22 protein-coding genes are annotated in these 23,987 nt (G+C 46.8%); 18 read left to right on the top strand and 4 right to left on the bottom strand.

Going from position 1 to position 23,987, the window contains the following annotated elements; translation table 11 throughout:
- The first annotated feature begins 6 nt into the window (after window positions 1-6).
- The 6 genes from ACYVIY_RS13650 to ACYVIY_RS13625 all read left to right on the top strand — a co-directional run bounded on the left by ACYVIY_RS13650 (window position 7) and on the right by ACYVIY_RS13625 (window position 5,889).
- On the top strand, window positions 7-615 hold the full coding sequence (locus ACYVIY_RS13650) for a 5-formyltetrahydrofolate cyclo-ligase (protein WP_460976904.1): 609 nt from the start codon (window positions 7-9) through the stop codon (window positions 613-615).
- A gap of 143 nt (window positions 616-758) precedes the next feature.
- Entirely contained in the window at window positions 759-1,397 is a 639-nt protein-coding gene (locus ACYVIY_RS13645; RefSeq protein WP_460976903.1) for a porin family protein, read from the top strand.
- A 149-nt stretch (window positions 1,398-1,546) separates the two neighbouring features.
- On the top strand, window positions 1,547-2,236 hold the full coding sequence (locus tag ACYVIY_RS13640) for a hypothetical protein (RefSeq protein ID WP_460976902.1): 690 nt from the start codon (window positions 1,547-1,549) through the stop codon (window positions 2,234-2,236).
- A gap of 82 nt (window positions 2,237-2,318) precedes the next feature.
- Window positions 2,319-3,335, top strand: coding sequence for an aspartate-semialdehyde dehydrogenase (locus ACYVIY_RS13635; protein ID WP_460976901.1), 1,017 nt, complete (start codon window positions 2,319-2,321; stop codon window positions 3,333-3,335).
- 111 nt (window positions 3,336-3,446) lie between these two features.
- Window positions 3,447-4,217 (top strand): ABC transporter ATP-binding protein, encoded by a 771-nt coding sequence (locus tag ACYVIY_RS13630; protein WP_460976900.1) that lies wholly within the window; start codon window positions 3,447-3,449, stop codon window positions 4,215-4,217.
- Between the two features lie 4 nt (window positions 4,218-4,221).
- Window positions 4,222-5,889, top strand: coding sequence for a hypothetical protein (locus tag ACYVIY_RS13625; RefSeq protein ID WP_460976899.1), 1,668 nt, complete (start codon window positions 4,222-4,224; stop codon window positions 5,887-5,889).
- Between the two features lie 261 nt (window positions 5,890-6,150).
- Here the strand turns inward: ACYVIY_RS13625 and ACYVIY_RS13620 are convergent, their stop codons facing one another.
- A complete protein-coding gene (locus ACYVIY_RS13620; RefSeq protein ID WP_460976898.1) occupies window positions 6,151-6,579 on the bottom strand; it encodes a hypothetical protein in 429 nt (142 codons plus the stop codon).
- Window positions 6,580-6,959: 380 nt separating this feature from the next.
- Here ACYVIY_RS13620 and ACYVIY_RS13615 point away from each other — a divergent pair, with 380 nt between their 5' ends.
- The 12 genes from ACYVIY_RS13615 (at window position 6,960) to ACYVIY_RS13560 (ending at window position 17,329) form a co-directional block, all read left to right on the top strand.
- Window positions 6,960-8,300, top strand: coding sequence for a tyrosine-type recombinase/integrase (locus tag ACYVIY_RS13615; protein ID WP_460976897.1), 1,341 nt, complete (start codon window positions 6,960-6,962; stop codon window positions 8,298-8,300).
- Between the two features lie 41 nt (window positions 8,301-8,341).
- Complete coding sequence (locus ACYVIY_RS13610) at window positions 8,342-9,214, top strand: hypothetical protein (protein ID WP_460976896.1); 873 nt, start codon at window positions 8,342-8,344, stop codon at window positions 9,212-9,214.
- Window positions 9,215-9,313: 99 nt separating this feature from the next.
- Window positions 9,314-9,595, top strand: coding sequence for a helix-turn-helix domain-containing protein (locus ACYVIY_RS13605; protein WP_460976895.1), 282 nt, complete (start codon window positions 9,314-9,316; stop codon window positions 9,593-9,595).
- Window positions 9,592-10,026, top strand: a complete 435-nt coding sequence (locus ACYVIY_RS13600) for a VRR-NUC domain-containing protein (protein ID WP_460976894.1) — start codon at window positions 9,592-9,594, stop codon at window positions 10,024-10,026. The genes ACYVIY_RS13605 and ACYVIY_RS13600 overlap by 4 nt, the downstream gene beginning before the upstream one ends.
- 60 nt (window positions 10,027-10,086) lie before the next feature.
- A complete protein-coding gene (locus ACYVIY_RS13595; protein WP_460976893.1) occupies window positions 10,087-11,619 on the top strand; it encodes an AAA family ATPase in 1,533 nt (510 codons plus the stop codon).
- 145 nt (window positions 11,620-11,764) lie between these two features.
- Window positions 11,765-13,093, top strand: a complete 1,329-nt coding sequence (locus ACYVIY_RS13590) for a DUF6371 domain-containing protein (protein WP_460976892.1) — start codon at window positions 11,765-11,767, stop codon at window positions 13,091-13,093.
- A 62-nt stretch (window positions 13,094-13,155) separates the two neighbouring features.
- Complete coding sequence (locus ACYVIY_RS13585; RefSeq protein ID WP_460976891.1) at window positions 13,156-13,740, top strand: hypothetical protein; 585 nt, start codon at window positions 13,156-13,158, stop codon at window positions 13,738-13,740.
- A 99-nt stretch (window positions 13,741-13,839) separates the two neighbouring features.
- Entirely contained in the window at window positions 13,840-14,181 is a 342-nt protein-coding gene (locus ACYVIY_RS13580; protein ID WP_460976890.1) for a hypothetical protein, read from the top strand.
- A gap of 434 nt (window positions 14,182-14,615) precedes the next feature.
- Complete coding sequence (locus ACYVIY_RS13575) at window positions 14,616-14,831, top strand: hypothetical protein (protein ID WP_460976889.1); 216 nt, start codon at window positions 14,616-14,618, stop codon at window positions 14,829-14,831.
- A 65-nt stretch (window positions 14,832-14,896) separates the two neighbouring features.
- Window positions 14,897-15,277 carry a helix-turn-helix domain-containing protein gene (locus ACYVIY_RS13570; RefSeq protein ID WP_460976888.1) on the top strand — a complete coding sequence of 127 codons (381 nt, stop codon included), beginning with the start codon at window positions 14,897-14,899 and terminating at the stop codon, window positions 15,275-15,277.
- A 1,488-nt stretch (window positions 15,278-16,765) separates the two neighbouring features.
- Window positions 16,766-17,029 carry a helix-turn-helix domain-containing protein gene (locus ACYVIY_RS13565; RefSeq protein ID WP_460976887.1) on the top strand — a complete coding sequence of 88 codons (264 nt, stop codon included), beginning with the start codon at window positions 16,766-16,768 and terminating at the stop codon, window positions 17,027-17,029.
- A gap of 123 nt (window positions 17,030-17,152) precedes the next feature.
- Window positions 17,153-17,329: a hypothetical protein gene (locus tag ACYVIY_RS13560; RefSeq protein WP_460976886.1), complete on the top strand. Its 177-nt coding sequence runs from the start codon at window positions 17,153-17,155 to the stop codon at window positions 17,327-17,329.
- Window positions 17,330-17,865: 536 nt separating this feature from the next.
- Here ACYVIY_RS13560 and ACYVIY_RS13555 read toward each other — a convergent pair.
- The 3 genes from ACYVIY_RS13555 to ACYVIY_RS13545 are packed head-to-tail and all read right to left on the bottom strand — an operon-like array spanning window position 17,866 to window position 23,981.
- The gene (locus tag ACYVIY_RS13555; protein ID WP_460976885.1) at window positions 17,866-19,662 is read right to left on the bottom strand and encodes a DUF262 domain-containing protein; all 1,797 of its coding nucleotides are present in this window, start codon (window positions 19,660-19,662) and stop codon (window positions 17,866-17,868) included.
- A 29-nt stretch (window positions 19,663-19,691) separates the two neighbouring features.
- Window positions 19,692-22,682, bottom strand: coding sequence for a type I restriction endonuclease subunit R (locus ACYVIY_RS13550; RefSeq protein ID WP_460976884.1), 2,991 nt, complete (start codon window positions 22,680-22,682; stop codon window positions 19,692-19,694).
- 21 nt (window positions 22,683-22,703) lie between these two features.
- Entirely contained in the window at window positions 22,704-23,981 is a 1,278-nt protein-coding gene (locus tag ACYVIY_RS13545; protein WP_460976883.1) for a restriction endonuclease subunit S, read from the bottom strand.
- Between the last annotated feature and the right edge of the window lie 6 nt (window positions 23,982-23,987).

Below are 23,987 nucleotides of genomic sequence, written 5' to 3'. Positions count from 1 at the left end.
GGTGCTATGGCGACCAAAGCTGAACTGAGAACGCAATTTTTGGCTCTACGGCGTTCTTTATCCGCCAATGATGTCGATACGTCCAGTCAGTTAATTACTTCTCTTTTTTTCGATATGATGGCGCTTAACGGAGGATTTAGATCCTCTGCTAAGGCATTTGTTTTACATACTTTTTTGCCCATTAAACGGCAGAACGAGGTGGATACCTGGCCCATCATCCATCAGATCTGGCGAGACTATCCCCATGTTCAGCTTGCCGTGTCCGTGACCAATACTCAGGCCAGCCAGTTGACGCATTACGTACTCACGCCCACAACGAAGCTAGCCGTAAATCGATGGGGTATTCCAGAACCCGTTGGTGAAGACCGACAAGAGATCAGCGCCGACAGTATTGATATGGTAGTCGTTCCGTTGCTGGCCTTTGACAACACGGGCCACCGCGTTGGGTATGGTAGAGGTTACTACGACCGCTTTCTCGCTGAATGTCGCCCGGATTGCCTAAAGGTAGGTTTATCGCTTTTCGAACCCATCGAACAAATTGACGATGTTGAGCCGACCGACATACCAATGAATTATTGTATATCACCCCAGACGCTTTTCAACTTCGGTGTATAAGCTAAATCACTATTAATTAACCGCTTTCTGTTAACTCTTATAAAAATAAGTACATTTTTTTGTTTGACAAGCTACTTGGTCTGCCTACAAGACTACTTTTGCACCGATATCCGCAATATCATTCACTTTAATTTTCCGTTTTTATGACAAAAAGATTTACGCTTGTAGTCGCTACATTATTAGTAAGTAGCCTGGCATCCTTTGCTCAAGTTCGGGTAGGCGTAACAGGAGCCGTTCAGTTCGCCAACCAAACACTTAACTTTGGAGGTCTATCCTTGAAAGGCACCAATAAGATTGGCTTCCAGGCAGGTTTACTGCTCGACGCTCCCCTGAGTGAAAGCTTTTCGATTCGGCCCCAACTGCTGTATTCGGCAAAGGGTACTAAACTGGCCAATCTTAATTTTGGGTTAGGTACGGGTGACCTTACCACGACGTTTAATTACCTGGAAGTTCCTATTCAGTTGATATATAGCATTGAGGCTGGACCGGGTTTTGTTACGTTAGGCGCTGGCCCTTACGTAGCCTATGCATTAAACGGCAAAACAACCGGCGACGCGTTAGGGCAATCAGACAGTCAGTCTATTGAGTTTGGTTCGGGTGAAGACCAGACTAAACGGCTCGACTATGGCCTCCGGTTGTCAGCAGGTTATGAATTATCCTCTGGAATCAGCCTCAGCGGTTACTACGCACCTGGCTTAGGCAATCTGAGTAACACTTCTGGAGGGAAGGCGACTAACACTGCATTTGGTTTTTCACTCGGTTTCCTGTTTGGTGGCAAGTAGTTAACGGTTACCTTACACTACATAAAAGAAGAGCGATCAGGCGTTACGCCTGATCGCTCTTCTTTTATGTCTACTTTTTCATGATATTTAACTAATATGATTTTAGAATTAGTTAACTTGATATACATTTCCAACAAACCCCAACGGTCATGAAAACAGCACTATTCCTCTTGTTCTTCAGCCCGATCTGGCTTTTAGCTCAGCCTTCTGTAGTGCCCAGCCTTATACAGACAGATACGCTTAAGCTCATTGAAAGTGAACTACAACCTGGCTATTACAATCGATATGGTCAGACGGTCCGGTCGCAGTATATGTATGATGGCCTGGATATAAAAGCGAAAAACTTGAAGCCGTATATAATGGCCTCGGGCGACCCTATGGCAATCCGCGAATTTCAGTCGTATCTGAACGGTCGTCACGCGGGAGGCTGGCTGATTGCGGGGGGTATCACGACTGCGATTATAGGCGCTATCATTATGGGCTCGAACGGACCGAACTCCGATGGTAAGTTCATCGTACAGCAACCCATAGTTTGCCCACCGGGATATGCCTGTGGCAGTTCGACAACGGGCGGAGGTATGGTATATGGTGGCCAGATAGCCGGTTATCAGGACGTAATAGATACGAAACGTCAGAATACGTATGCGGGCGGTGGCATTACCCTCATAAGTGGAGCTATACTAGCGGGAATTGGCTGGGGTATGCAGATTCCCGGTCAGCACGTACGCCGGGCAGTTCAGTACTACAATCGCACGCTGAAACAACGGGGCGTATCTTGGCAGGTAAAGCCTTATTCATCGATCAGCAATTCAGGCATCGGCCTGGTGGGGCGATTTTAGATTTTTTCGGTTTCTATCAGCTATCCGTCAACGTTTTACCGTACCTTTGCGCTCAATTTCACAAAAATTAGCGTAAATAAATATGAAAATCGCAGTCGTAGGGGCTACCGGCCTAGTCGGTGGCGAAATCCTGAAGGTATTGGAAGAACGTAACTTCCCCGTGTCCGAACTCATTCCCGTTGCTTCCGAGCGGTCGGTTGGCAAACAGGTTGAGTTTAAGGGTAAGCCATACACGGTCGTTAGCTTCGAGGATGCCATTGCCGCCAAACCGGCCGTTGCGATTTTTTCGGCGGGTGGCAGCACATCACTGGCGCTGGCTCCTAAATTCGCCGAAGCGGGTATTACCGTAGTCGACAATTCGTCGGCCTGGCGTATGGATCCGACCAAAAAACTGGTCGTTCCCGAAATCAACGCCGATACGTTAACTCCCGACGATAAAATCATTGCCAACCCAAACTGCTCGACCATACAGATGGTCGTTGCCCTAAAGCCGCTGCACGATCGCTACAAAGTGAAACGGGTAGTTGTATCGACGTATCAGTCGGTGACAGGTACGGGTAAAGCCGCCGTCGATCAGCTTTTCGCCGAGCGGGAAGGCAAGTCGGATGTGCAAAAAGTATATCCGCACCCGATCGATCTCAACGTATTACCCCACATCGACGTATTCCTCGACAATGGTTACACGAAAGAGGAAATGAAAATGGTCAACGAGACCAAGAAGATCATGGGTGATGACTCGATTCAGGTGACGGCCACAACGGTACGTATCCCGACGATCGGTGGTCACTCCGAAGCAGTGAACATCGAATTTGAAAACGAGTTTGAGGTTGCTGATGTCATCGAGCTGCTGAGCAATGCCGAAGGCGTGATTGTGCAGGATGATCCAGCCAATAAAGTATATCCGATGCCACTGACCGCCCACGGCCGCGACGAAGTATTCGTTGGACGTATCCGTCGGGATGAAAGCCAGCCGAAAACGCTGAACATGTGGATCGTTGCCGACAACCTCCGGAAAGGAGCCGCAACCAACGCCGTTCAGATTGCCGAGTACCTCATGAAGCATGAATTGGTGGCTGCTACGGAGAGCGTAGCCCAGTAACCGATTATCCGAATAAATAACCTGGAGTCCCGTTTGGCTTGCTGCCGAGCGGGACTTTTTCGTTATCTTTCAGAGATGTTGTCTCCTCCAAACGGCGCAACAACTAGCGACATGAACTCCATTATCCAACTCCAGGACGTTTATAAATCATACAACTCAACGCCCGTTCTGAAAGGCATAAACCTGAGCGTCGAAGCCGGTCAGGTTGTGGGCTATATTGGTCCGAACGGGGCCGGGAAGTCCACAACCATTAAGATTTTGATTGGGATGCTGCCCGACTTTTCGGGGGAAGCGAACGTGCTGGGCATGAACGTTAAGAGTCAGTCGATCGAGATCAAACGCCGGATTGGTTACGTTCCCGAAAATGCCGCGCTTTACGATACGTTGACGCCCCTTGAGTACCTGCAATTTATTGGGCAGTTGTACGAACTGGACACCACCCACATCGACCGGAAATCGCTCGAACTGCTCCGGCTGTTTCAGCTTAGCGACCACGCGAGCGCCCGCATGACTACGTTCTCGAAAGGGATGCGGCAAAAAGTGCTGCTCATATCGGGCCTGCTGCATAATCCGGACGTGATATTCCTGGATGAGCCGCTGTCGGGGCTCGACGCTAACGCCGTTGTGCTGGTAAAAGAAATTATCCGGCAGCTGGCCAATAGCGGAAAAACGATCTTTTACAGCTCCCACATCATGGATGTCGTTGAGAAGATTTCGGATCGGATTATTATTATCAATCAGGGGCAAATCATCGCCGACGGTACCTTCGCGGAATTACAGCATCAGCGCCCCGAATCGCTGGAGCAATTATTTGCAGAGCTAACCGGTAGCGATGGTCAGAGCAGCGTAGCCGAAGAGTTTATTCACACGCTGAACAACTAGCCCAATGACCAACGTAATACTTTGGGTGCTCGACCGGCTCCAGCCGCTGATTCGGGCAGCGGGGGCCGATTTCGGTCAGCTACGTGCCATCGTACAGGTGAAGCTCACGATGGACAATCGACGTAGTATGGGAACTTTGGGCAATTTCGGGAAGCAGTCGGCGGAGAGCAACAGCAGTTTCACCCGCATTTTGGCGGTTTATCTATTCGTAGGTGGCCTGATCAGCGCCGGTATGCTGGCGATACCGCCGAAAGACACCTTGTTTTTTCCGCTCACACTTCAGTTCTCCTACGTAATGGCTCTTTGCGCCATGACGCTGATCTCCGATTTTTCGTCCGTTATTCTCGACTCGTCCGATAACCAGATCATCTTGCCCCGACCCGTCAGTAATCGAACCTTGTGGCTGGCTCGGGTCATTCACATTACCAGTTATCTGTTCGCCATTGCCTTGTCGCTGTCGGTCATTGGCGTGCTAATTATCGCGTACCGCTTTGGCGCGCTGGCCGGGTTGTTGTTTCTGCTTATGAGCCTGCTATCAGCGGTGCTGATGGTGTTCCTGACGAATCTGGTATACTTGGCCCTGATGCGGTTCGTCAGCGAAGAGAAACTCCGGGAGGTCATCAACTATTTCCAGATTGGTATGGCGGTGCTGTTTTACGGCGGCTACCAACTGTTACCCCGGTTAATGGACTCCAGCGTACTCGAACAGACATTGGCGCATAAATCCTGGCACTATGTTGTTCCGCCGATGTGGATGGCCGGTGCCCTTGAGCTTGTCATTGGCCCCATGCTGGATTCAACGCATCTGGTGTTTCTGGGCCTGGCGCTGATCATGCCCTTCGCCGGACTGTGGTCCATGAATCGCTTCCTGACGGCCAATTTCAGCCAAAGCTTAAGCAACATCGATCAGGAAAGCCGCTCGGTCTCGGCAGTGGACGTATCGTCGGGAAGTCATCAATCCGGTATGGGCTGGATAGACCGGCTCTCCGCCTGGTTTACCACCAATACGTTGGAACGGGCCTCCTTTGCCTTTACCTGGCGCGTCACCAGCCGCGACCGTAAGTTTAAACTCAAAACGTACCCCCAGTTAGGATTTGGACTCGCCTACGTAGTAGCGATGTCTTTTCAGAACCGAAGCTTGGGCGGTAGTAATTTTTTCTATCTCTTCGCGCTTTATTTCGCTGGCATCTACGTAATGGTGGCTCAATATCAGTTGAGCGTTTCGGACAACTACCGCGCTTCGTGGATTTACGGAAGCGCCCCTATCCGCGAGCCCGGCGACGTCCTTTCCGGCTCCCTGAAAGCCATCATCCTGAAGCTGCTGACGCCCTTCTACGTGATGCTGGCCGGATATATTCTTTACCGATATGGCGTTGATAAGATTGCTGACGTATTGTTAGGGTACAGTAACTCCCTGGTTATGCTGATCGGCGCGGCTTTGCTATCGACCCGACATATGCCGTTTTCCGTGGCCCAGGATGCTCTCAAGCAAAACAATACTGCCCGGGGCCTGATGGTCAGCGTAGTCCTGGGTGTTGTCGGCTTCTCCCATTACGGCCTGACCTACCTCCCCTACGGTGTCTGGGCTGCCATTCCCCTATCTATTGCGCTCTTCTGGCTACTGTTCCGGCTGTACCGACAAACGAGCTGGACGCAGATCGAAATGACGTAACGAAAAAAGCCCAACTGTATCGGGGACAGTTGGGCTTTAAGTACTATGCCAAGTTATAATACAGCCCATACGCCATTTCTTACCTCAGGGTTGCGTACTACGCTAATTATTTACTCGTCTTTGCAGGTAATGAATAACGCTGTACCTGTAAAATGATCATTTTGCGATTGTATTATCAATAAGCTGGACAGTATTGAGAAAACTTCAGTCAGTTCATGGCGATGATTTAGGATAAACCAGAGGAAAATATGGCAAGGAATATTAATCCATAGAAAATGACCGGCACTGTCCTAGGGGTTGATTCGGTTTTGCTAAAGAGTCTATCAAGGCAAGACTTTCAGGAGATTTACTAGCCTGTTCCAATAAAGCTAAACTTACCCCCTCCCAAGTACACATGGGTCCACTAGATATGTCTCCCTCAAAAGCTAATCGAGATTCGGTTTTGTTGTACCAAATAGCGTTTTCCCGTTGCATAGTGGGGGGCGCATTAGGGACGGAATATTTTACTTTATAGTATCTGCCCACAGGTAGCGATATATGGCTTTGAACAATTTTCTTGATGACAGTAGTTTGCGCTTGAAGCCTACTACTATATTGACCTGCATCATCGTACTCACCCTTGATAAGAGAAGAGTCGCATCCGAGCAAAACACCTATGATTATAATATAACCTTGTTTGAGAACTTTCATAATAAAACATGATTAGAATAAGCGTCGATTAAAGAGTTTTTAGACGTATGCTAATCTTTAAATTTATTATCGACTAATACGTAGTACAGCGTTACTATTCACGCCTAGTGTCACTTCAGAATGAATCAAAAAGAAAACGGTCTGTAAGATATCTTACAGACCGTTGGTGCCGAAGGCGAGACTCGAACACGATTAATTCTTATATTATTCTGTTTAATAGAAAATGCTTAAAATACGCCTTTAGTTAATCGCATAGGCACATTTATTAGTTATGTGCAATTAAGTAGGATTAGTACCGATTAATATAAATTAAGCTATTCCGTCCCCCATTCCGTCCCCCGTTTGTATATTCGTGTCCTACCAGTATTTCTAGCAGGTAAATGGCACGTACCGCGAATAGCCCAGTCAGTTATGTTCTCCGCGACCCGAATGGGAAAACTCCTACGCCCATCATTGGGCTGGTCCGCTTTAATAACGAGCGTATTAAAATCGCCACGGGATTTAAAGTCAAACCAGCTCATTGGAATGACGATAAAGGACGTGTCAAGAACGTTGTTGATGCGGTTGATAAGGACGAGATTAATGGTTACCTGGAGCGGCTGGAGAAGGCCGTTGGCAAGATTGTTACGGACTTAAAAGCCAATTTCACTCCGTTAACGAAGGAGATACTAAAGCAGCGAATCGAGGAGTTTCTGAACCCAGTCGTAGAGGTCGAGAAACCTAAAACGCTAATTGATTTCGTTCAATGGTATATTGATACCTGCCCGACACGGTTAGTGCGCGGTTCGAAAGCCCGAGCAGGTCGTTTTATTTCACCTGATACCATACGGCGATATAAAACGACGCTGAACGGCCTTAAAGCCTTCTCTCAGACATACCCGCGCACCTTGGACTTTGACAACATTGATGCTGGGTTTTATAAAGCATTCATAGCTTGGCTTACGGCGCGGGACTACGCAACCAACAACGTCAGCAAATACGTTGAAAACGTTAAGGGCTTTATGAGTGCAGCCGTTGATGAAGGCTTTACTACGAATATGGCTTACCGCAAGTTCACCAACCTGCGAGAGGATGCTGAAAACATCTATCTCACGGAAGCGGAACTACAACGCATTTACGAGCTTGACCTAAGTGGGAACGTTCGGTTAGACCGAGTACGTGATCTGTTCATATTCGCTTCCTGGACTGGTTTACGCTTTTCCGACTTTTCAACCCTGCAACCGGAACATATCAAAACCGATGAGGCCGGAAACCAGTACCTCGATCTGCGCCAGCGCAAAACTGGTGGCCGGGTACAAATCCCCATCGTTCACGAAGCGATTACAGAACTGCTCGCAAAGTATTCGGGCAGTTTACCGGCTGGCATCTCTAATCAGAAGACCAATGATTATCTCAAGGAGTTGTGCCAGTCAGCCGAAATCAACGAGCGCATTTTAAAGCACATTACCAAGGGAGGGAAGGCTGTGGTGAAAACTACGGAAGGCTGGAGTAAGATGTCGTCTGGTGTCGAGAAGTGGACGCTGGTAACAACGCACACAGCTCGGAGGTCATTTGCTACCAATATGTTTAAGCGGGGTATGCCAACGGTGTTAATCATGAAGCTGACCGGCCACAAGAAGGAAAGCGAGTTCTTAAAATATATCAAGATTGATGCGGCCGAAACGCTTGATCTAATGCGCCAATATCTTGGACAGAAGCAGTCAACGTTCAAAATAGCTTAACAAAGTAGAATATTGAGTGGACCAAAAAACAAAAAGATAAAATGGAAAAGAAGAAGGTCCAATTTGACCATCTCAAAACGTTAAATGATGAGATGCGAAATCTCAGCGAAGCATTCAATAACATTACAAGCAATTTACCTTGGACAGAAATTGACCAGCTTGATAACTTAACCAAATGGCATTATGTCATCCCCTTCCCAGACATAGAGCCGTCAGATTTTGAACTTACGCTTCGTAATTGTATGCCGCACTTGGCGAGCAGTGATCAATCGCTTAGAAGTCGAGACGAAAATGTGTGGAAAGATAAAGCCATATCTTGGTTAGGTAACGCTACAGAAGAAATAAGGAGAAAGAAGCGACGAGTACGTAAGATCATTAAAGATAACCTGCCACACCTTAACGCACTGCATAAAACAACTTTAACTACAGACGAGATATATGACAAATGGTTAAATACAATTAAACATCTCACTTGGGGAGAGTTTCATTCGATGGTGATGTCAGAGAGAACAGTAGGTCCTTACATAGCTCAAATATTAAATGAATGGAAAAAGAATCATACCCTAGCCAGCCAGTCCCATAAAGCTCCCTTATATCTAACTTTTGAGGACTTATTTATTCTTCCAGCTAATGTTGATATATGTGTAGACGTTCTACGCAAGTATCGATTAGATGCTCCTTTACTCGGAGAGAAAAATAACTGGATCGGCAGCTTTAAAGACAGAGGTGTAATTGTTGCTTGGATTGACCAGCTAGAAGCAAAGGGTAAGATTCGCAGGATAGACCGGAAGCAATTGGTAGGGTTACTTAACAATTTTTTCAGCGACCTCAATATGGGCAAAGATGCTAGAGTTTTCAATAATATTACCAAGAGAGATGTAAAAGACTACTTTGCGTCTCAACTACCCCAATAAGTAGATTATGCGTATCGTGCATAAATGCACGATACGCACTTGCAAGACCTGTTGTTGAAACAACTTGCCCCCATGTTTAACGCTTAATGACGCGACAACATGGATATGGTATTGATGCCCGCCGATCAACTGCGGACAATGATGATCGAAGCGGCCAGTATTGCCGTAAAGCATAATCTACCTCAAAGTCGGCTAGCCGTGCCGCCAGATGAACTTTTAACTCCTGAAGAGGCTGCTCAATTTCTTAAGATCAGCAAAGTTTCTCTTTGGTCCTGGGAGAAAAGAGGAATTGTTAAAGGTCGACACATCGGCAATCTTAAACGCTACAGTCGGAATGCACTTCTTGCCTTAGGCGCCGAGAAAGGAGGTCAGTCGGCATGACCGCTTTACAAATCCTCAACCGGCTGGCTGATCAGCACAAAGCGGCTAAGTACCCTAACGTTCCGAGTCATGCACGGGTTAAGTCCCATTATTCGGATAAGTCGGCTAACGAGCTAACCACGGCCATTGTTGATTTTATAAATCTTTCAGGTGGCTTTGCCACACGGCTTGCTAGCACAGGTACGTTTCGCGCCGACCTGCAGATGTTCGTTCCTTCCAAGCAACTCTGTGGGCTGCCCGATGTGATGGTCATCATCCAAGGCCACTCCGCTTTCGTCGAAGTTAAATTCGGTCGTGACCGATTGAGCGACGATCAGCGCGAGGCTATAGCCTTATTGAACAAGGCAGGAGCCCGCTGCTTCATTGCGTCGGATTTTCAAGGCTTCTACGACTGGCTTATGGCTCAGTTTGGTTCACTCTTGCTTGTCTAACTTAGGCTAACAAACGGGCCACTACTCGCTACAGCAGTGGCCCAGAAAATCTTAAACCCAATGCAAGATACAGAAAATCTGTCGCTCCACGATCTATTTCGTAGCCTGGCCGACCCTCAGACTGGACGGCCATCTTTACTAGCCATCGAAGCCTTGCCCGATGAGCAGAAGCAATGGGTCGTCCAGGAGTCAATTCGAAAAAAACGACCAGTTTTAGCCGCTTTCGTTACGCTCCCATCCCATGCTGCTTTGCGAGACGCTAATTACTCGGCTGGCTGGACCAATGAATTTTTCCCTCACTGGATTCAACCTCAACATCAATCCCAATTCACTAAGGACGTCAATGTCGGCAGTAACCTTCGGTCAGTAGCTGAGAATAGACCTATCGACAGAGGCCATACTAGCTCCTCGCGGTTTACGGAAGAATTAACCAACCATCTAGGCGAAAAAGCCAAGGAATTAAGCCAGATACCTTCATGGAGTAATGAAGCAAACTCACCGTCAGGACCACTCGGAGACGAAGCATTTTATGCTAGGTATACCTCTTTACTGGAAGACGCTGAAATAAAACGGACCGACCAAGTTGAGGAGCCCTTACCCTGTCTGGAAATTTTAGCTGACAATCACTTCACCACCCTAGGAACCATGGGCAATTTCTCGGTGATCATTGGTAAGCCTAAAAGTCGTAAAACCTTTTTGCTTAGTGCTTTGGTTGCGGCTTTGGTTAAGAATGACGTGGTTATGGATTGTGTTCGGGGCCAACTACCCACCAATAAGCGAGCCATACTCTATTTTGATACCGAGCAGATCAGAGGTCACGTACAACGAGTACTCAACCGCATTGCTAGCCTAACCGGTGATGTATCGCCATCGTCCATCCGCTACTTCGGACTTCGACGTTATGCTACTATCGACCGACTGAACGCCATTCAGGTTGCCATTGAGCAAACGCTAAATTTGGGAGCCATCATTATTGACGGTATTCGGGATACGGTCTTTGACATCAATGATCCCAAAGAAGCAACCCAGCGGGCTACGGATCTTCTCAGATGGACTGAAGAACGGGATGCCCATTTGATTACCGTGATTCACGAAAACAAGGGCAACGCCAGCGCACGTGGGCACTTGGGGAGCGAGTTGGTCAACAAAGCCGAAACCGTTGTTTCGGTTACTCGCGATGAGGCCGATACGAGACAGTCCATCGTCAAGGCTGAATTTTGTCGAGACAAAGAGTTTAACCCGTTTGCTTTCATCATCGACGAGCAAGGTTTACCTCAACGCATGAATGGGATTCCCAACCAGGTAGAGCTAAAACGATCGAGCAAGGTTATAGCAAGTAATTTGACAAGGGAACAGATGGAAAACCTAATTCGGCGGGCGTATGCCAATGAAGAACAGATAGGCTACAGCCAGCTTCGCACCAATCTTATCGAGGCATCTGAATATCTCGGCTTCGCACTAGCCAAGTCAAAAGCGGAAAGTTTAATCCGACGAATGGAAACCGAAAACTATTTGGTGAAGACCAAAACGGCCAAACAACAATACCCAGTTTACCAAATCAACCTTGAAAAGCTTTCCGTTCAAGCCTCCTGACTTAACCGTCCCAACGCCCTATATATATAGGGGCGTTAGGACGGTTAGGACAGTTGAAATTTAAGACGCTTAGGATGATTAAGACACTTAAGACACTCAGGACGCTTAGGATGATTGAGACACTTAAGACGATTAACAATACCCTATGACAGCTTCCAACTTACGCTATCAATTACCCAAGAAGGCTATCAAGTCCGATTGCCCGCAGTGCAGCCCTAAATTCCGAAGAACGTTGAGTCGATACGTCGATATTCGAACCGGTGAAGCTTTGCACGAGGCCTTCGGTCGGTGTGATCGGGAGTCAAATTGTGCATACCATTTTAGCCCGTACCAAAAAGGAGCTTCTGGCTTGAGCTATGCCGATGAATGCTACATCGAAACTAAAGTCAATTATCAGTCTAGTCAGGAATTATCAGTAAATGGATATAAGCGGTCTACGGGTCGAGCATACTCCAGCAGTTTTTCAACCCAAGAACAACGGCCGTCAACCCGTCGTCAGACGCCGTCGACACTCGATACAATTGCGACCATCCCGGAAGCAGTATTCGAACCTTCGATGGGCCACTATGCGCAAAACCAATTTGCCAATTTATTGCGAACGCATCTTGGAAACGACCGCGCCGATCAGCTCTTGCACCGCTTTCACATCGGCACCTCCGCCCGCTGGCCAGGAGCTTGCGTATTCTGGTTGATCGACGAACAAGGGCGCAAGCGAGGGGGTCAAATAAAACTATTCGGTTCGGATTGGCATACCGTTAAATACCAGGACGCAACGGGTCGTACACGAGCCAAAGTAGATTGGGTACACACCGCCTTAAAGCGACGCTATCAGCAACGGCAAACGCCGATTCCTGATTGGTTAAACACTTACGTCCTTCAGAGCGATTACTCACCTTGTCTGTTTGGCGTACATCAGTTAGCCAGCGCCCCCGGTGACCAGCCCATAGCCATTGTTGAAGCTCCTAAAACGGCGGTGTTATGTTCGGGTTACTTTCCCCAGTTCATATGGCTGGCCACGATGGCTCGTTCTTACCTACAACCCAATCGGCTCAATCCGCTTCGAGGTCGTAACATTTTGCTATTTCCTGACTTGTCACAAAATGGGAAAGATTATGCGTTCTGGCAGGAAAAAGCTAAGCTATTCCAGCAAGAGGGCTTCAATGTCCATGTATCTGATTTTCTAGAACGACGAGCCACCGACGAGGACCGGATAAGCGGGTTGGATCTGGCTGACTTTCTGCTCCGCCAGCCAGTTGTCGTCTCAACGCTCACTGATTATTTGGCCCAACCGAGTAGTATCTTACGACCTGATCAGTCGGCACTTGTTCCACTTGCCGTTACACCTTGCGCCGACTATCCCGCTGCATGGGACGTGCCCGATCCCGTACAGGCCACTCCAACCCTCAAAGCGCTCAGCTTTCATCAATGGCAGCAGAGAAACCAATGGTTTAGCCAGCTGGGCCTCACCTCATGAAGCAACAACACGCTGGGATTCCTTCAATATCAATCGTTTACTTCTCAACTTAACGAATCACGATGGCAACTCCTTTAGTAAATACGTACACCGGCTCAACTGCCACGATAGCTTTATTGCAACCTACGGTCAGCTGGGCTCAGGTACGAGCCGACAAAGACCGTTTACTTCATTTTCAGGCACTACTTACCCAGAATGCCGAGCTGAAACAAACCCAGGCTGAGCAGGCGACTGCCGCTACGCAGCAGGCAATAGGCGCTTTACGAGAAGTCGAATTCTTAGACCAGGATAAAAACCGCTGGCAGGATTTCGTGGACGGTATGTTAAGCGAAAACCAAAAGCGGATTGACAAAGAATACGGTAACGACCTGGAACGCTACGGCCGCGAGCGCTACAAACAGGATACGCAGAATCTAATTTTAAAAGCCACTAAAAGCCCGTTGTTCCGTGAGTCGCTGGAACGCCGTTCTAATTACATCAGGCTTGTTGCCGATCAGTCGAAAGGTTTGATCGATCGACCCGTAACGTATCGAATGACGGACGGTATGATCAAAACAGCCTCTGCCACGCATAACTTTTTGGATTTTCAGGTGGGCAAAACAATTGATTTCAAATACAACGGTGGCTATGCGGATCCGCAGAAATAGCGCGACTTCTTCTCCAAAAACTACCATCCAAACGCGACTAGTGCCCCCAACGGTAAGTTTAAAGCCTATCAGGCAGGCGGTGCCGAAATCTTGGAGGCCATGCTCAGTAGAGACGGCATGAATCTGGAAGATGCTATCAATTACCTGACCCGTTTTGGTAACCGCCTGCCCGCTACCTTCTACAAATTTGACGGACGAGACCCATATAAGAAGGAGGTTGGTATCAAACAGCGCGATCAGGCATTAAGCCAGCGGGATAGACAAATCAAAATTGCAGCCCGCAACTCGGACATTGCGGCCCGTAATTCAGACATTAATGCGGCTAAGTTAATACTGACGCAACAGGCCATGCAAGGCTTCAATGCGTATGGTGCCTCGAAACATCGTCACGACCGACGCCAGTGGTACGCCCACGGCCGTACCCGCTACGGTTTACGCTGAAGGCAAACCGCAGGGCAGTCCATGGGCGTTGGTATGCTACGACTTCCAATTGATTCAATCCCAGATTTTAACGCAACTAGGTATCAAGCCGCAGAAAGTGAAAGACGGTGGTCGTTGGGTAACCTGGGGAAACCTACGTCATGGCTGGCAACAATGCCAATGGGCTAGATTTACGTAAAACGGACCTGTCGGGACTGCGCTACCAGGTCGTAGGGGCTGGGCTGGTAACATATACCGTCGAGGGCTGGCCGAAGGCGAGAAAACGGCCTATCAGCGGGCTGGTGAACCTAAGACCCTGTATCAGGAGCTTAAGATTCTGCTGACGAAGCCTTGAAAGCCCAAAAGGTAGATTATTTAATAACGTTTATTACTTTCTGGGTGCATCGGGCGGAGCTGGTAACGTCGACTCGGTTACGGGCGTGGGCGCGTACACCGTGGCTAAGGATAAAGAGGGTAATACAATCGGTTACGACTACACTATTATTAAACCGGTAACCCCCACGGCCGCAACCCGGGCACTGATGGAAAGTACGTCTGTCGGGAAATGGATGGACAGTAAAGCCAGTGGTAGTTCGCTCGGTGATTTTAACAATAAATCCGCTAGCAATGGGATGGACTTCGATTTCTTCGATGGTATAGATAATGAATAATTTACAAGTATGCCGATCCCCCTCTTTAGCTTTGATTGAAGTGCAACATTTTAACCGGCGCAGCCATGGACATCGTAGTAATTTCCAAACAGGAATGGGAAGTGATTGAATCGCAAACGAAAGCTGTAGAGCAGTTAATCCATTTAACTGAGCAGCTACTCAACAATCAAGTAGCGATACAGGCAGGAATTCAATGTTACACGCTCGACGAGGTAGCCGGTTTCTTTCGGTGCTCGATCGATACGGTTCAACGCTGGGCCAAACCAGGTCCCAACGGTGAGCCGCCTAAGCTGGTGCCCCTGCGTATTTCGGGCAAAATATTATATCGGGGTTCTGATCTGCTGGCGCTGACCGAACGGGTTGTTGCCCCCGCCCTAGCCCAGCAAAGCAAAGAAGATATTCTGGCAGCCTCTCTACCCAAACGTCATAGATATCGCAAACTATGATTAATACTACTTACTTAGAAACAAAGAGAGTGTCGATCAGCCTACTAATGGATACTTAAAATCAAGACTTTACCCTTCTATTTAAAGTCGACACTGACGATCAGCCGGTTATACTAATCAAGTGTTTAAAGTAAAGCTCTCCGAACTGCTGGTAAGCACGGCGGGCTGCTATAGACCATTCTACTAGAAAATCGCCAAGCTCCTCGTTTTAAGCCTATTTATTTCATTGTAACTATGTACCTTCTCCACTTGTAGTCTTTTATAACTCATATCTGACTTCCATTCAAAATCTCATATCAAATTGATTCTATTTATTCTATTTCAATATTGTATCGCCTGTTTTGTTATATTAAATTCAATAGAAGAACTTGTTTAACGATATATTATAAGCGCGTTGTGTTATAAACTTAAATAATCGATAAGTACAGGAAGCGATCGAGGATTTATTGAGAGAACCTACAATTACAAGGCTTGTTTTTTTGTAGCCCCTACCTCGCGCTATTGCCCTTGAGATTAACTCACTGACTGCCTGTGCATTACATAATAGGTTATATACAGTGTTATCATTTTGCGCAACATTGTGTCAACATTCTGCGCAACTTCTCACATGGTAAAGAGCAGTATTGAGCAAAGGACAATTAGGCTTAAATCGCGTCTGTCAATCACTAATAAGTCATCACAGCGAGACTATACCCCCGTTGCAGACCAAACTCCCATCTTTTTTGGCTACCCCCGCCATGCCCGTAATTTTCCCAAAAAGGAGTGTCATAGTTAGATCAACTAAATGTTAAACCAACTCGTTTTTAGTAGCCTCAAGCTATACTTTCTTCCAGTAAGTACATGTACCTTCTAGATGTCGGTCCGAGATATACCATATACCTATGCTTAATGCTTATTACGTTAAGTGACTTGTACTTCAGTCAATTGTGGATAATGTTATTTAATCGTAATTTGCTATATATCATTTTTGATATTGTAATTGTGTAGCCAATTAAAACTGACGGCAACAGTATAATACGACAATTAGTAGCATGACACAATCAAATCAATCAAACCCGTACTGACTCGTATCTGAGTCAGTACGGGTTTGATTCCCCATCAGCGAGGTAATGGATTTTCCACCGCAATTGTCTGCCTAATGGGCTTGAATAATCCAGAAGACGTACCATAAATTCAGGAGTATTACGGCCGCGATCAGGACGGCTGGATTAAGCGATTATATGCCTAGTTAGGCGAATGAGGTTACGAATGACTTCCTTTTGAGGGAAACAGTCAGATGACCATCCTTACTTAGTTCACGGTGCCGCTAGCCATCAGGTTATCCACGTATGTATCTACCAAAAAGGCCAACTTCTTCATGATCCTCATCCCAGCAGGGCGGGCTTGTTTACCGAAGAGTCCTTTGAAGTTATCCAGTCACTTAGCCCTTAGTCAAGCTCCGACTCCTAAATAAGTAGAAGTAGAGCAGTTTATTGCATTTAACCGCTTATGGCAGAAAACGAAAAAGAACTATCGATAGAACAAAGCCGACTTGTTTGTCAAGCTTTGGGTCGACTAGCGGCTGATCACAACGTTACCCAAGTGAGTATTCCTGATAAAACAAGATATCAGCAAGGTATTATTTCCCGCCTGTTTAGTGGCCACTACTCTCCCCGACTTGAGATATTCTTTACTGTATTGACAGCCATCAATGAGTTGTCAGGGCAGCCGTTCACGTTAAAAGACATTAATTTGCCTTCGACTAACGCATAACCCGCTGATTAACAGATTTTAGCGTTTAAGTGCTTTCAGATTATTGATTTTGCTCGGTCAAAACGCAGCCGATTTGAAGGCTACAGCCAAAGTCATTTGTACCGCGTACGACTAACGGCACTTATGGCAGCGAATACTGCGGAGCCGCCCGTGCGGCCGAACTTGTTAACAGATCAGCCGTTATCTCAAGCCCCTAACTCGATCTGGGTCAGCGACATAGATTATTTACCGCTGAACAACGGCGAACGGGTTTACCTAGCTACCTGGCTGTATCTATACTCGCGTAAAGTGATGGGTTAGCAAGTAGCCGAAACCATGGCAGATGAGTTGGTTCATACATTTGTTACATCGTGCATTGCAGTCGCGTCAACCTGCTACAGACTTGATTACCCATTCTGACCGAGGTGATCAATATGAGTCTGCCGAGTTAAAGTAGTTAGTGCCCTTGTGTCGTATGAAGCCTAGTATGAGCCGTACCGACGATACCTGCGACAATGCCTTTGCTTAGTCGATGTAGATCGGACCACCGAAGCAGCCATCTATAGGTGGAATGACTAGAGAAGAACCTTTTCGTGTGTGGAAGATGCACACACGAAACTCTTCTACTATGTTGATCTCTTTTTAATAGGGAGATAAAGTACTGCGCAGACAGCCCGGTCATCGCTGGGCTACCAAAGCCCTGAACAATTAGAACAAGAGTGCTTTGCAAATCTGACAAATTTAGTGTGCCGCTAAACCGGACCACCTCAACCTGTTAGCATGCCGCCCCATTTTAGAACTTTATACAATTCGTTGTAACGTATTAATTCGTTCAATACGATTATTACATCATTAGCTTACAAAGCAAATAGAGTCACACATTCGTCAACCATTTTTTTTGTTCTAGCTTGAATGTCTACCACAGTCCATTCGTCTTTCTGAGCTAACTCTTGGTTCAAATATAACCCATTCTTATAGCCGACATAATGGCCCTTATTATCTTTTCGATCACGCTTTTGGCCAAACGACAAATTACCAAGAGTACTGTTGTAACCAGATATTGTAAGATTTCCTAAAGTATGTACATACTGATCCTGTATTTCTTTGGCCAGTTGATTATTTCCATTGGCAATCTCTTCTACCCATTCAACAGGTATGTTCTTGCCCTGGGGAAATATGTGCTCAATCGTCCACACATACTGACCACTTTGGTAACGCTTCCACAAATCGGTGTGTGTTTCGTGCGTTTGGTGCTGTAATTCAATACTGCACAATATAAATCGAGCAGCATCTGTATTTTCATAATATATGTTGCCTTCTAGCTTTGCTTGAAATATTTCGTTAGGTACGTACCAGTCAGGCTTTTTTAGGAATACTCTTACTGTTTCCAATGTAGGCATTTCATCCCCCTGCTGACAGTACTCAATTAGGTCTATGAAAAGCTTATCCAAATCTCGGGTTGGCGGTGTATCTGTAATGTTCCTTCGTGCCATAAATACAACTAAGAGCCGGATAATACTCGTCAGTTCTGAGCTGCTCATACCCGGATGTTCGGCCAACAGATACAAAAGGAAACCAAGTGATGTTACTCCACCAATTCGATCCAAGTCGAGCAAGGCATTTGTTACTGCAGCGATGTTTTCGTCATTCTCAGGCTTAACCAATCGACCGTATAGTTTCGATTTACCATATAGATCATTAAATATCCATTTAACATCGCGGTCTATCAGCTTTCCATAAATGTCAATTAGATTAGAACGAGTTGCCTTAGAAATGCTCTGAACACGAACCTCTTGTTTATATTTGAATGAGTTATAATAATGACGAAGATATCGCTGTTGCGTACGAGGGTCATCAGTAAGGTTATCAAGGAGCTTAGTCCATATTTCAAAGTTCTGCTCGATACTCTTAATTTGCTTCTGATCAAGTACGTCCAAGAATTTATTTTTAATTAGATCGAGCGCCGATAATGGTTCGCCCCGGTTGTTGAGAGTTTCAAATAAGGTAAAAGCGTCTGAGTGACTATTTACAGTGATTTGTACCATAGAGGCACTATTCAGCTTATCAAGAAAATCTAATACTTTGGCGGTAGTAAACAGTAATTGTCCGTCACCATCTCTCTGATTTAAACGTTCCGAAAAATATTCATACGCACGTAAAAGTCGACGTTTACCCGCATTTGCTGGCCTGTAAACTTCTTTATCGAGAATACCAGCATTCATCATTATCCATTGATAATCATCGTAATTACTTCCTTGTCTTGACGGTTCAAGCCGCAATGTTGTATATTCTGGCTGATGAACAAGCTTATGCCGAGTATTAGCCATTTGAACTAGTACACTAATATTGTTCTTATCTGCATTCTTACTCAACCAAGTATAAATTGCCCCATAAAGTAGTGATGTTGTTGTCATACGTTGTTGACCATCCACTAAATCAAGGCATAGGGTTTGATGGACGTCAACGCTTTGATTGATACATATAATGGAACCGAAAAAGTGGCCTTTATCATTCTCTAAGACGTCGTCAAATAGAGCTTCCCAATTCCGCTGTTGCCATACATATTCTCGTTGATATTTGGGAATTGTGTATTTAAGATCTTGGTCCGGATTAAATAGTACAGATAATGGATAATTGTTAGCGGATTGGATCATGAATTCGAATTGATTTTAAGGAGTTCAAACTAAGGTCGAATGCCCCGAATCCGGCCGTCGTAAAGTGAGTTAAACCACACGCGCTTCATGGTTGCGTTGGCTTTATCCTCAGACAGTTTGTTGTATAGCTCCAGCTTCGTATCAATAAAATCAACTAACGCCTGGTCCAATACGTCGTTAAACTTGTCACGAATGTTTTCTTTGGAGTTGCGGTCGTTAAAGATGCTCATCAGCTCTGGATCGGCTTCGATACGCTGACGAATCAGGTCAAAGTCCACCTTGTCATCGTCGGTTAGATCAAGGCCGTATGTGTCGTTGAGCGTTTTGATGATGTTGGATAGTAATTCGTACGCTTCATCCTGACCACCAGAGGCTCCTCCCCGGCTTAATCCGTACATCTCGGCTCCGCCCGCTTCCAACGCTAAAGACAGCGCTCCCTGACTTTGTACCTTGTAGCTATCCAGTTGAATCTCGTTCAACACCTCGCGGGGCATAGTGCTTCCTGGTGTCGGAAGCTTCTGGAGTAGCGCGCTCAGTAATACATACTGTTTCTCCAGCTCTACATCATGGAACGTAATAATTTGACTCATAAACCGGTAGACCCGCACAAATTCAGTGGCGCAGGCCTTAAATGCTGCCTGCTCGTCTTCGTCTAAGTCGTTTGTAAAGCGCTGGGCGCATCGGTTTAGAATGGGTTGCAGCAACTGCATGTTATCACCCTTCCGGAAGAAGACTTCGGCAAACTCGGTTACGTCGTCGGGTTGCACGACTGGCCATTGGCTTAACTCCGTCAATGCATCGTAAAGAGTATTCGGATCGGTTTGCTTGCCCTCAGGCATGAAATTCGCGTCGTAGTACTCTTGAAAATCAGCTTGTATCTGCTCCGGGTCATTGACGAAATCAAGTACCATGGTGTTGGTCTTGCCTTGTGCGGTACGATTTAGGCGGCTCAATGTCTGCACGGTGTTGACCCCGCCTAACTTCTTGTCGACGTACATGGTGTGAAGTAACGGCTCATCAAATCCAGTCTGGTACTTATTAGCTACGATCAGAATGCGGTATTGCGGTAGCTTCAACGCCATCGGGATATCTAGCTGCCCCCCGAGGTTGTTCATATTAGTTTCGGTGAAGTCAGCATCAACGTCTGCATCGTACACCGTACCCGAAAAAGCCACTAATGCGGTATAGGGCAGATTCATATCCCGCATCAACTCATCAAACTTGCGCTTGTATCGTACTGCATGTAAGCGTGAACGGGTGACGAGCATCGCCCGCGCCTTACCGTTGATCTGCTTAACCGTGTGTGCCGCAAAGTGCTCCAGCATGATGCGCGACTTGAGTTCAATGGCATGGTCCGTAAGGTCGACGTAGCTGGTGAGCAATCGGACCGTTTTGGCCGTTTCGTACTCCTTGTCCTCCGCATTAGCGCGACTGGCTAATTTATAAAACCGGCGGAAGGAGGTGTAGTTGTCGAGTACATTTAGGATAAACCCTTCGGCAATGGCTTGTCGCATGGTATATTCATCGAACGGCTCTTTGTTGCCATCCTTTGACGTACCGAACAGTTCGAGTGTCTTATTCTTGGGCGTTGCCGTAAAGGCGAAAAACGATACGTTCGGTTGGTTGCCCCGACTTCTTAGATCAGCCAACACAAGATCATCTATGTCTTCTGGCTGGTTTTCGTTGTCTTCCTTCTCGGCTTCGTTCAGGCTTAGCGACTTGCGTAAATGCCGGGCTGCTTCGCCCGACTGCGAGCTGTGGGCTTCGTCGATAATAACGGCATAACGCCTGTCTTTGAAGCGGGCTACGGTTTCTGAGATAACCGGAAACTTTTGTAACGTAGTAATAACAATTCGCTTCCCAGACTCGATGGCGGCTTTCAGGTCCTGCGACGTCTTTTTCTCATCAATAGCCGCGACGGTACCGGCTACCTGACCGAAATCCTGAACGTTCTTTTGCAATTGCTTATCAAGCACCCGCCGATCAGTAACGACAATGACACTGTCGAACAGCGGCCGTTCGTCAGCCAACGTTTGGTAGAAACCTGAGAGCCGGTGCGCTAACCACGAAATGGTATTCGACTTGCCTGATCCGGCCGAGTGTTTGATAAGGTACTTCTGACCCACGCCTTCCGTACGTACGGCTTCTAGCAGCCGATATACCGCCCGGCGTTGGTGGAAACGCGGGAAGATGAGTTTTTCGGATGTACGTTCGGTTAGCTGATGCTTCTGCTCGTCGTAATACGTCTCGGTGTCGGTCTGGAAGCTGACAAAGTTCTGTACCAGATCAAGCAGCGAGTCGCGCGACCATACGTCGGTCCAGAGGTATTCGGTGGCGAACCCGTTCTCATTCTCGTTATCAATACCCTGGTTGAACGGCAGGAAGAACGTCTTTTCGCCTGCCAGTTTGGTGGTCATGGCTACCTTCTCAGTGCTGACAGCAAAGTGAACCAGGCAACGTTTGTACTCCAGCAGCGGCTCTTTAGGGTCGCGGTCTTCGCGGTATTGTTTGATGGCGTCGATGAGGTACTGACCGGTCAGAGCGTTCTTCAACTCGGCCGTCAGCAGGGGAATACCATTCAAAAACAGCACCATATCCAGTTCCCGCGTGTCTTTCGGATTCTTGGCATAGCGCACTTGCCGCACGACGGCGAAGCGATTGGCCATGTACCAACGTGCATGGTCGGGATTCATACCACTGGCGGGCTTGAACCAGGCCCAAGTCATGGCAACGCCCCGGTCTTTGTAGCCCTTACGTAGCACATGCAGTGTACCGTGGGTTTTGATCTGCCGGGCCAACTCCTGCACAATTCGCTCGTCGGTCTGTGGACCGTATTGATCTTGTAATGCTTTGTACCGCTCTGGCCGACTCTCACGCACGAAGGCCACGGCCTCCTCAGGCAGCAACGCCAACTCGCGGTTGTATAACGTAGGTGATACGGCCCGATACCCACCTGTAGGACTGGTCAGGTAGTCTTCGATATGCTGCTCAAAATGAATTTCCTTAGTTCCCGTTGCCATATCGTTACGCTGAGTACCGGTTTATACGTCCGCCGTTGCTTTTGCTCGCACGTCAATCTTGCCTGTGACAACTTCTGAGATTAGCGACTGGCGGTAGGTTTTGAGGTGGGCGAGTTGGGTTTTAATATCCGTTACAGCTTGACTTATTTTTTCTCCTTTTGTCAAAATAAATTTGACAATGGCACTTTGTTCCTTAAAGGGTGGCACGGGAATGTGTAAGTTTTGAATACGTTCTGCCGAAATACCCGGCTGCGCTGAAGATTGTGAGTACTGGTTTAGATTCATTGCTCTAAGTAGTTCACCTAGCCAAATCGTTTCGTATTCACCTAGATGAGCTACAACTAATGCATGTTCAGAAGCCCAGAATTTGCCCTTTGCATAGTTAATATTGCCACAAAGAGCACCTTGACGACCAATTAAAGCGTAATGCCCTTCGTGTGTATAAGCTGATGTATAACCTCTAAATCCGCCACCCCCATAAACCGGATACTCGCCTTCATCTTCAATAGTCTCAGATGTAATAGTGTCTCCGCTTTTTAGACTGGCGACATACTTTAACTTTTTCACCTCCCAATGCGCTGGAATTTCACCAAGCCACTCAATACCTGAATCCTTCCTGGGAGCGTTGGTATCCAGACCGCGTGTAACGGTCTCGTTGATGATGGCCTGGCGTTTCTTCTGTAATAAGTTAAGCAATTGCTCCTTTTGAGCAACTAACTGATCAATCTGCGCAGTTTTGCGGTCGAGGTAAGCAGCAATAGCACGTTGTTCGGCGAGGGAAGTAAATATGATTGGGAAATTGTTAATCTTTTCTTGCGAAATAGTAGGAGTGGTACTTCCCGTTTGCTCTACGAGAAATGATAATTTGAAGTACTCACAGACTGTTTGATAATACAAGTATTTAGGATCGAGCTGGATTTGCTTGAGTACAATTAGTTGTGGATTAATTGTCATTTCAGGCATTCCTGCCGGTATTATAGCCGTTTTACCTATTGTCGATCCAGTTTTAACAAGAACAATATCATTTGGGAAAATCATGATTTCAGGCGACTCATAGTACTTATCATATGAGATGTAAGTCGAGTTTTCTAGAGTAAAGACGTCATTCTTTATATTACTTGGACTGATAGTCACCACTCCTTCATTCTCTGCTACTATGTCGTCAACAGTATAACCTCTGTAGCCGATGCGTCCAAAAATCGACGCTATATGCTTCAATTTTTTCACCTCCCAATGACTGGGAATAGCGTCAAGCCAGTCAATGCCGGAGGGTTTATATTGTTCGTAGGATTGATTCATGGCGTT

This window comes from Spirosoma knui (assembly GCF_054780635.1).
Note: the sequence above shows the minus strand (reverse complement) of the source record. Positions and strands in the feature narration are given on the sequence as shown.

Coding starts and splice junctions, on each gene's coding strand:
- ACYVIY_RS13555 (WP_460976885.1), bottom strand. CDS start 19,662: ATGATCCAATCCGCTAACAATTATCCATTATCTGTACTATTTAATCCG.
- ACYVIY_RS13615 (WP_460976897.1), top strand. CDS start 6,960: ATGGCACGTACCGCGAATAGCCCAGTCAGTTATGTTCTCCGCGACCCG.
- ACYVIY_RS13625 (WP_460976899.1), top strand. CDS start 4,222: ATGACCAACGTAATACTTTGGGTGCTCGACCGGCTCCAGCCGCTGATT.
- ACYVIY_RS13570 (WP_460976888.1), top strand. CDS start 14,897: ATGGACATCGTAGTAATTTCCAAACAGGAATGGGAAGTGATTGAATCG.
- ACYVIY_RS13595 (WP_460976893.1), top strand. CDS start 10,087: ATGCAAGATACAGAAAATCTGTCGCTCCACGATCTATTTCGTAGCCTG.
- ACYVIY_RS13545 (WP_460976883.1), bottom strand. CDS start 23,981: ATGAATCAATCCTACGAACAATATAAACCCTCCGGCATTGACTGGCTT.
- ACYVIY_RS13560 (WP_460976886.1), top strand. CDS start 17,153: ATGGCAGCGAATACTGCGGAGCCGCCCGTGCGGCCGAACTTGTTAACA.
- ACYVIY_RS13645 (WP_460976903.1), top strand. CDS start 759: ATGACAAAAAGATTTACGCTTGTAGTCGCTACATTATTAGTAAGTAGC.
- ACYVIY_RS13620 (WP_460976898.1), bottom strand. CDS start 6,579: ATGAAAGTTCTCAAACAAGGTTATATTATAATCATAGGTGTTTTGCTC.
- ACYVIY_RS13600 (WP_460976894.1), top strand. CDS start 9,592: ATGACCGCTTTACAAATCCTCAACCGGCTGGCTGATCAGCACAAAGCG.
- ACYVIY_RS13580 (WP_460976890.1), top strand. CDS start 13,840: ATGCTCAGTAGAGACGGCATGAATCTGGAAGATGCTATCAATTACCTG.
- ACYVIY_RS13605 (WP_460976895.1), top strand. CDS start 9,314: ATGGATATGGTATTGATGCCCGCCGATCAACTGCGGACAATGATGATC.
- ACYVIY_RS13550 (WP_460976884.1), bottom strand. CDS start 22,682: ATGGCAACGGGAACTAAGGAAATTCATTTTGAGCAGCATATCGAAGAC.
- ACYVIY_RS13585 (WP_460976891.1), top strand. CDS start 13,156: ATGGCAACTCCTTTAGTAAATACGTACACCGGCTCAACTGCCACGATA.
- ACYVIY_RS13565 (WP_460976887.1), top strand. CDS start 16,766: ATGGCAGAAAACGAAAAAGAACTATCGATAGAACAAAGCCGACTTGTT.
- ACYVIY_RS13610 (WP_460976896.1), top strand. CDS start 8,342: ATGGAAAAGAAGAAGGTCCAATTTGACCATCTCAAAACGTTAAATGAT.
- ACYVIY_RS13640 (WP_460976902.1), top strand. CDS start 1,547: ATGAAAACAGCACTATTCCTCTTGTTCTTCAGCCCGATCTGGCTTTTA.
- ACYVIY_RS13630 (WP_460976900.1), top strand. CDS start 3,447: ATGAACTCCATTATCCAACTCCAGGACGTTTATAAATCATACAACTCA.
- ACYVIY_RS13590 (WP_460976892.1), top strand. CDS start 11,765: ATGACAGCTTCCAACTTACGCTATCAATTACCCAAGAAGGCTATCAAG.
- ACYVIY_RS13635 (WP_460976901.1), top strand. CDS start 2,319: ATGAAAATCGCAGTCGTAGGGGCTACCGGCCTAGTCGGTGGCGAAATC.
- ACYVIY_RS13650 (WP_460976904.1), top strand. CDS start 7: ATGGCGACCAAAGCTGAACTGAGAACGCAATTTTTGGCTCTACGGCGT.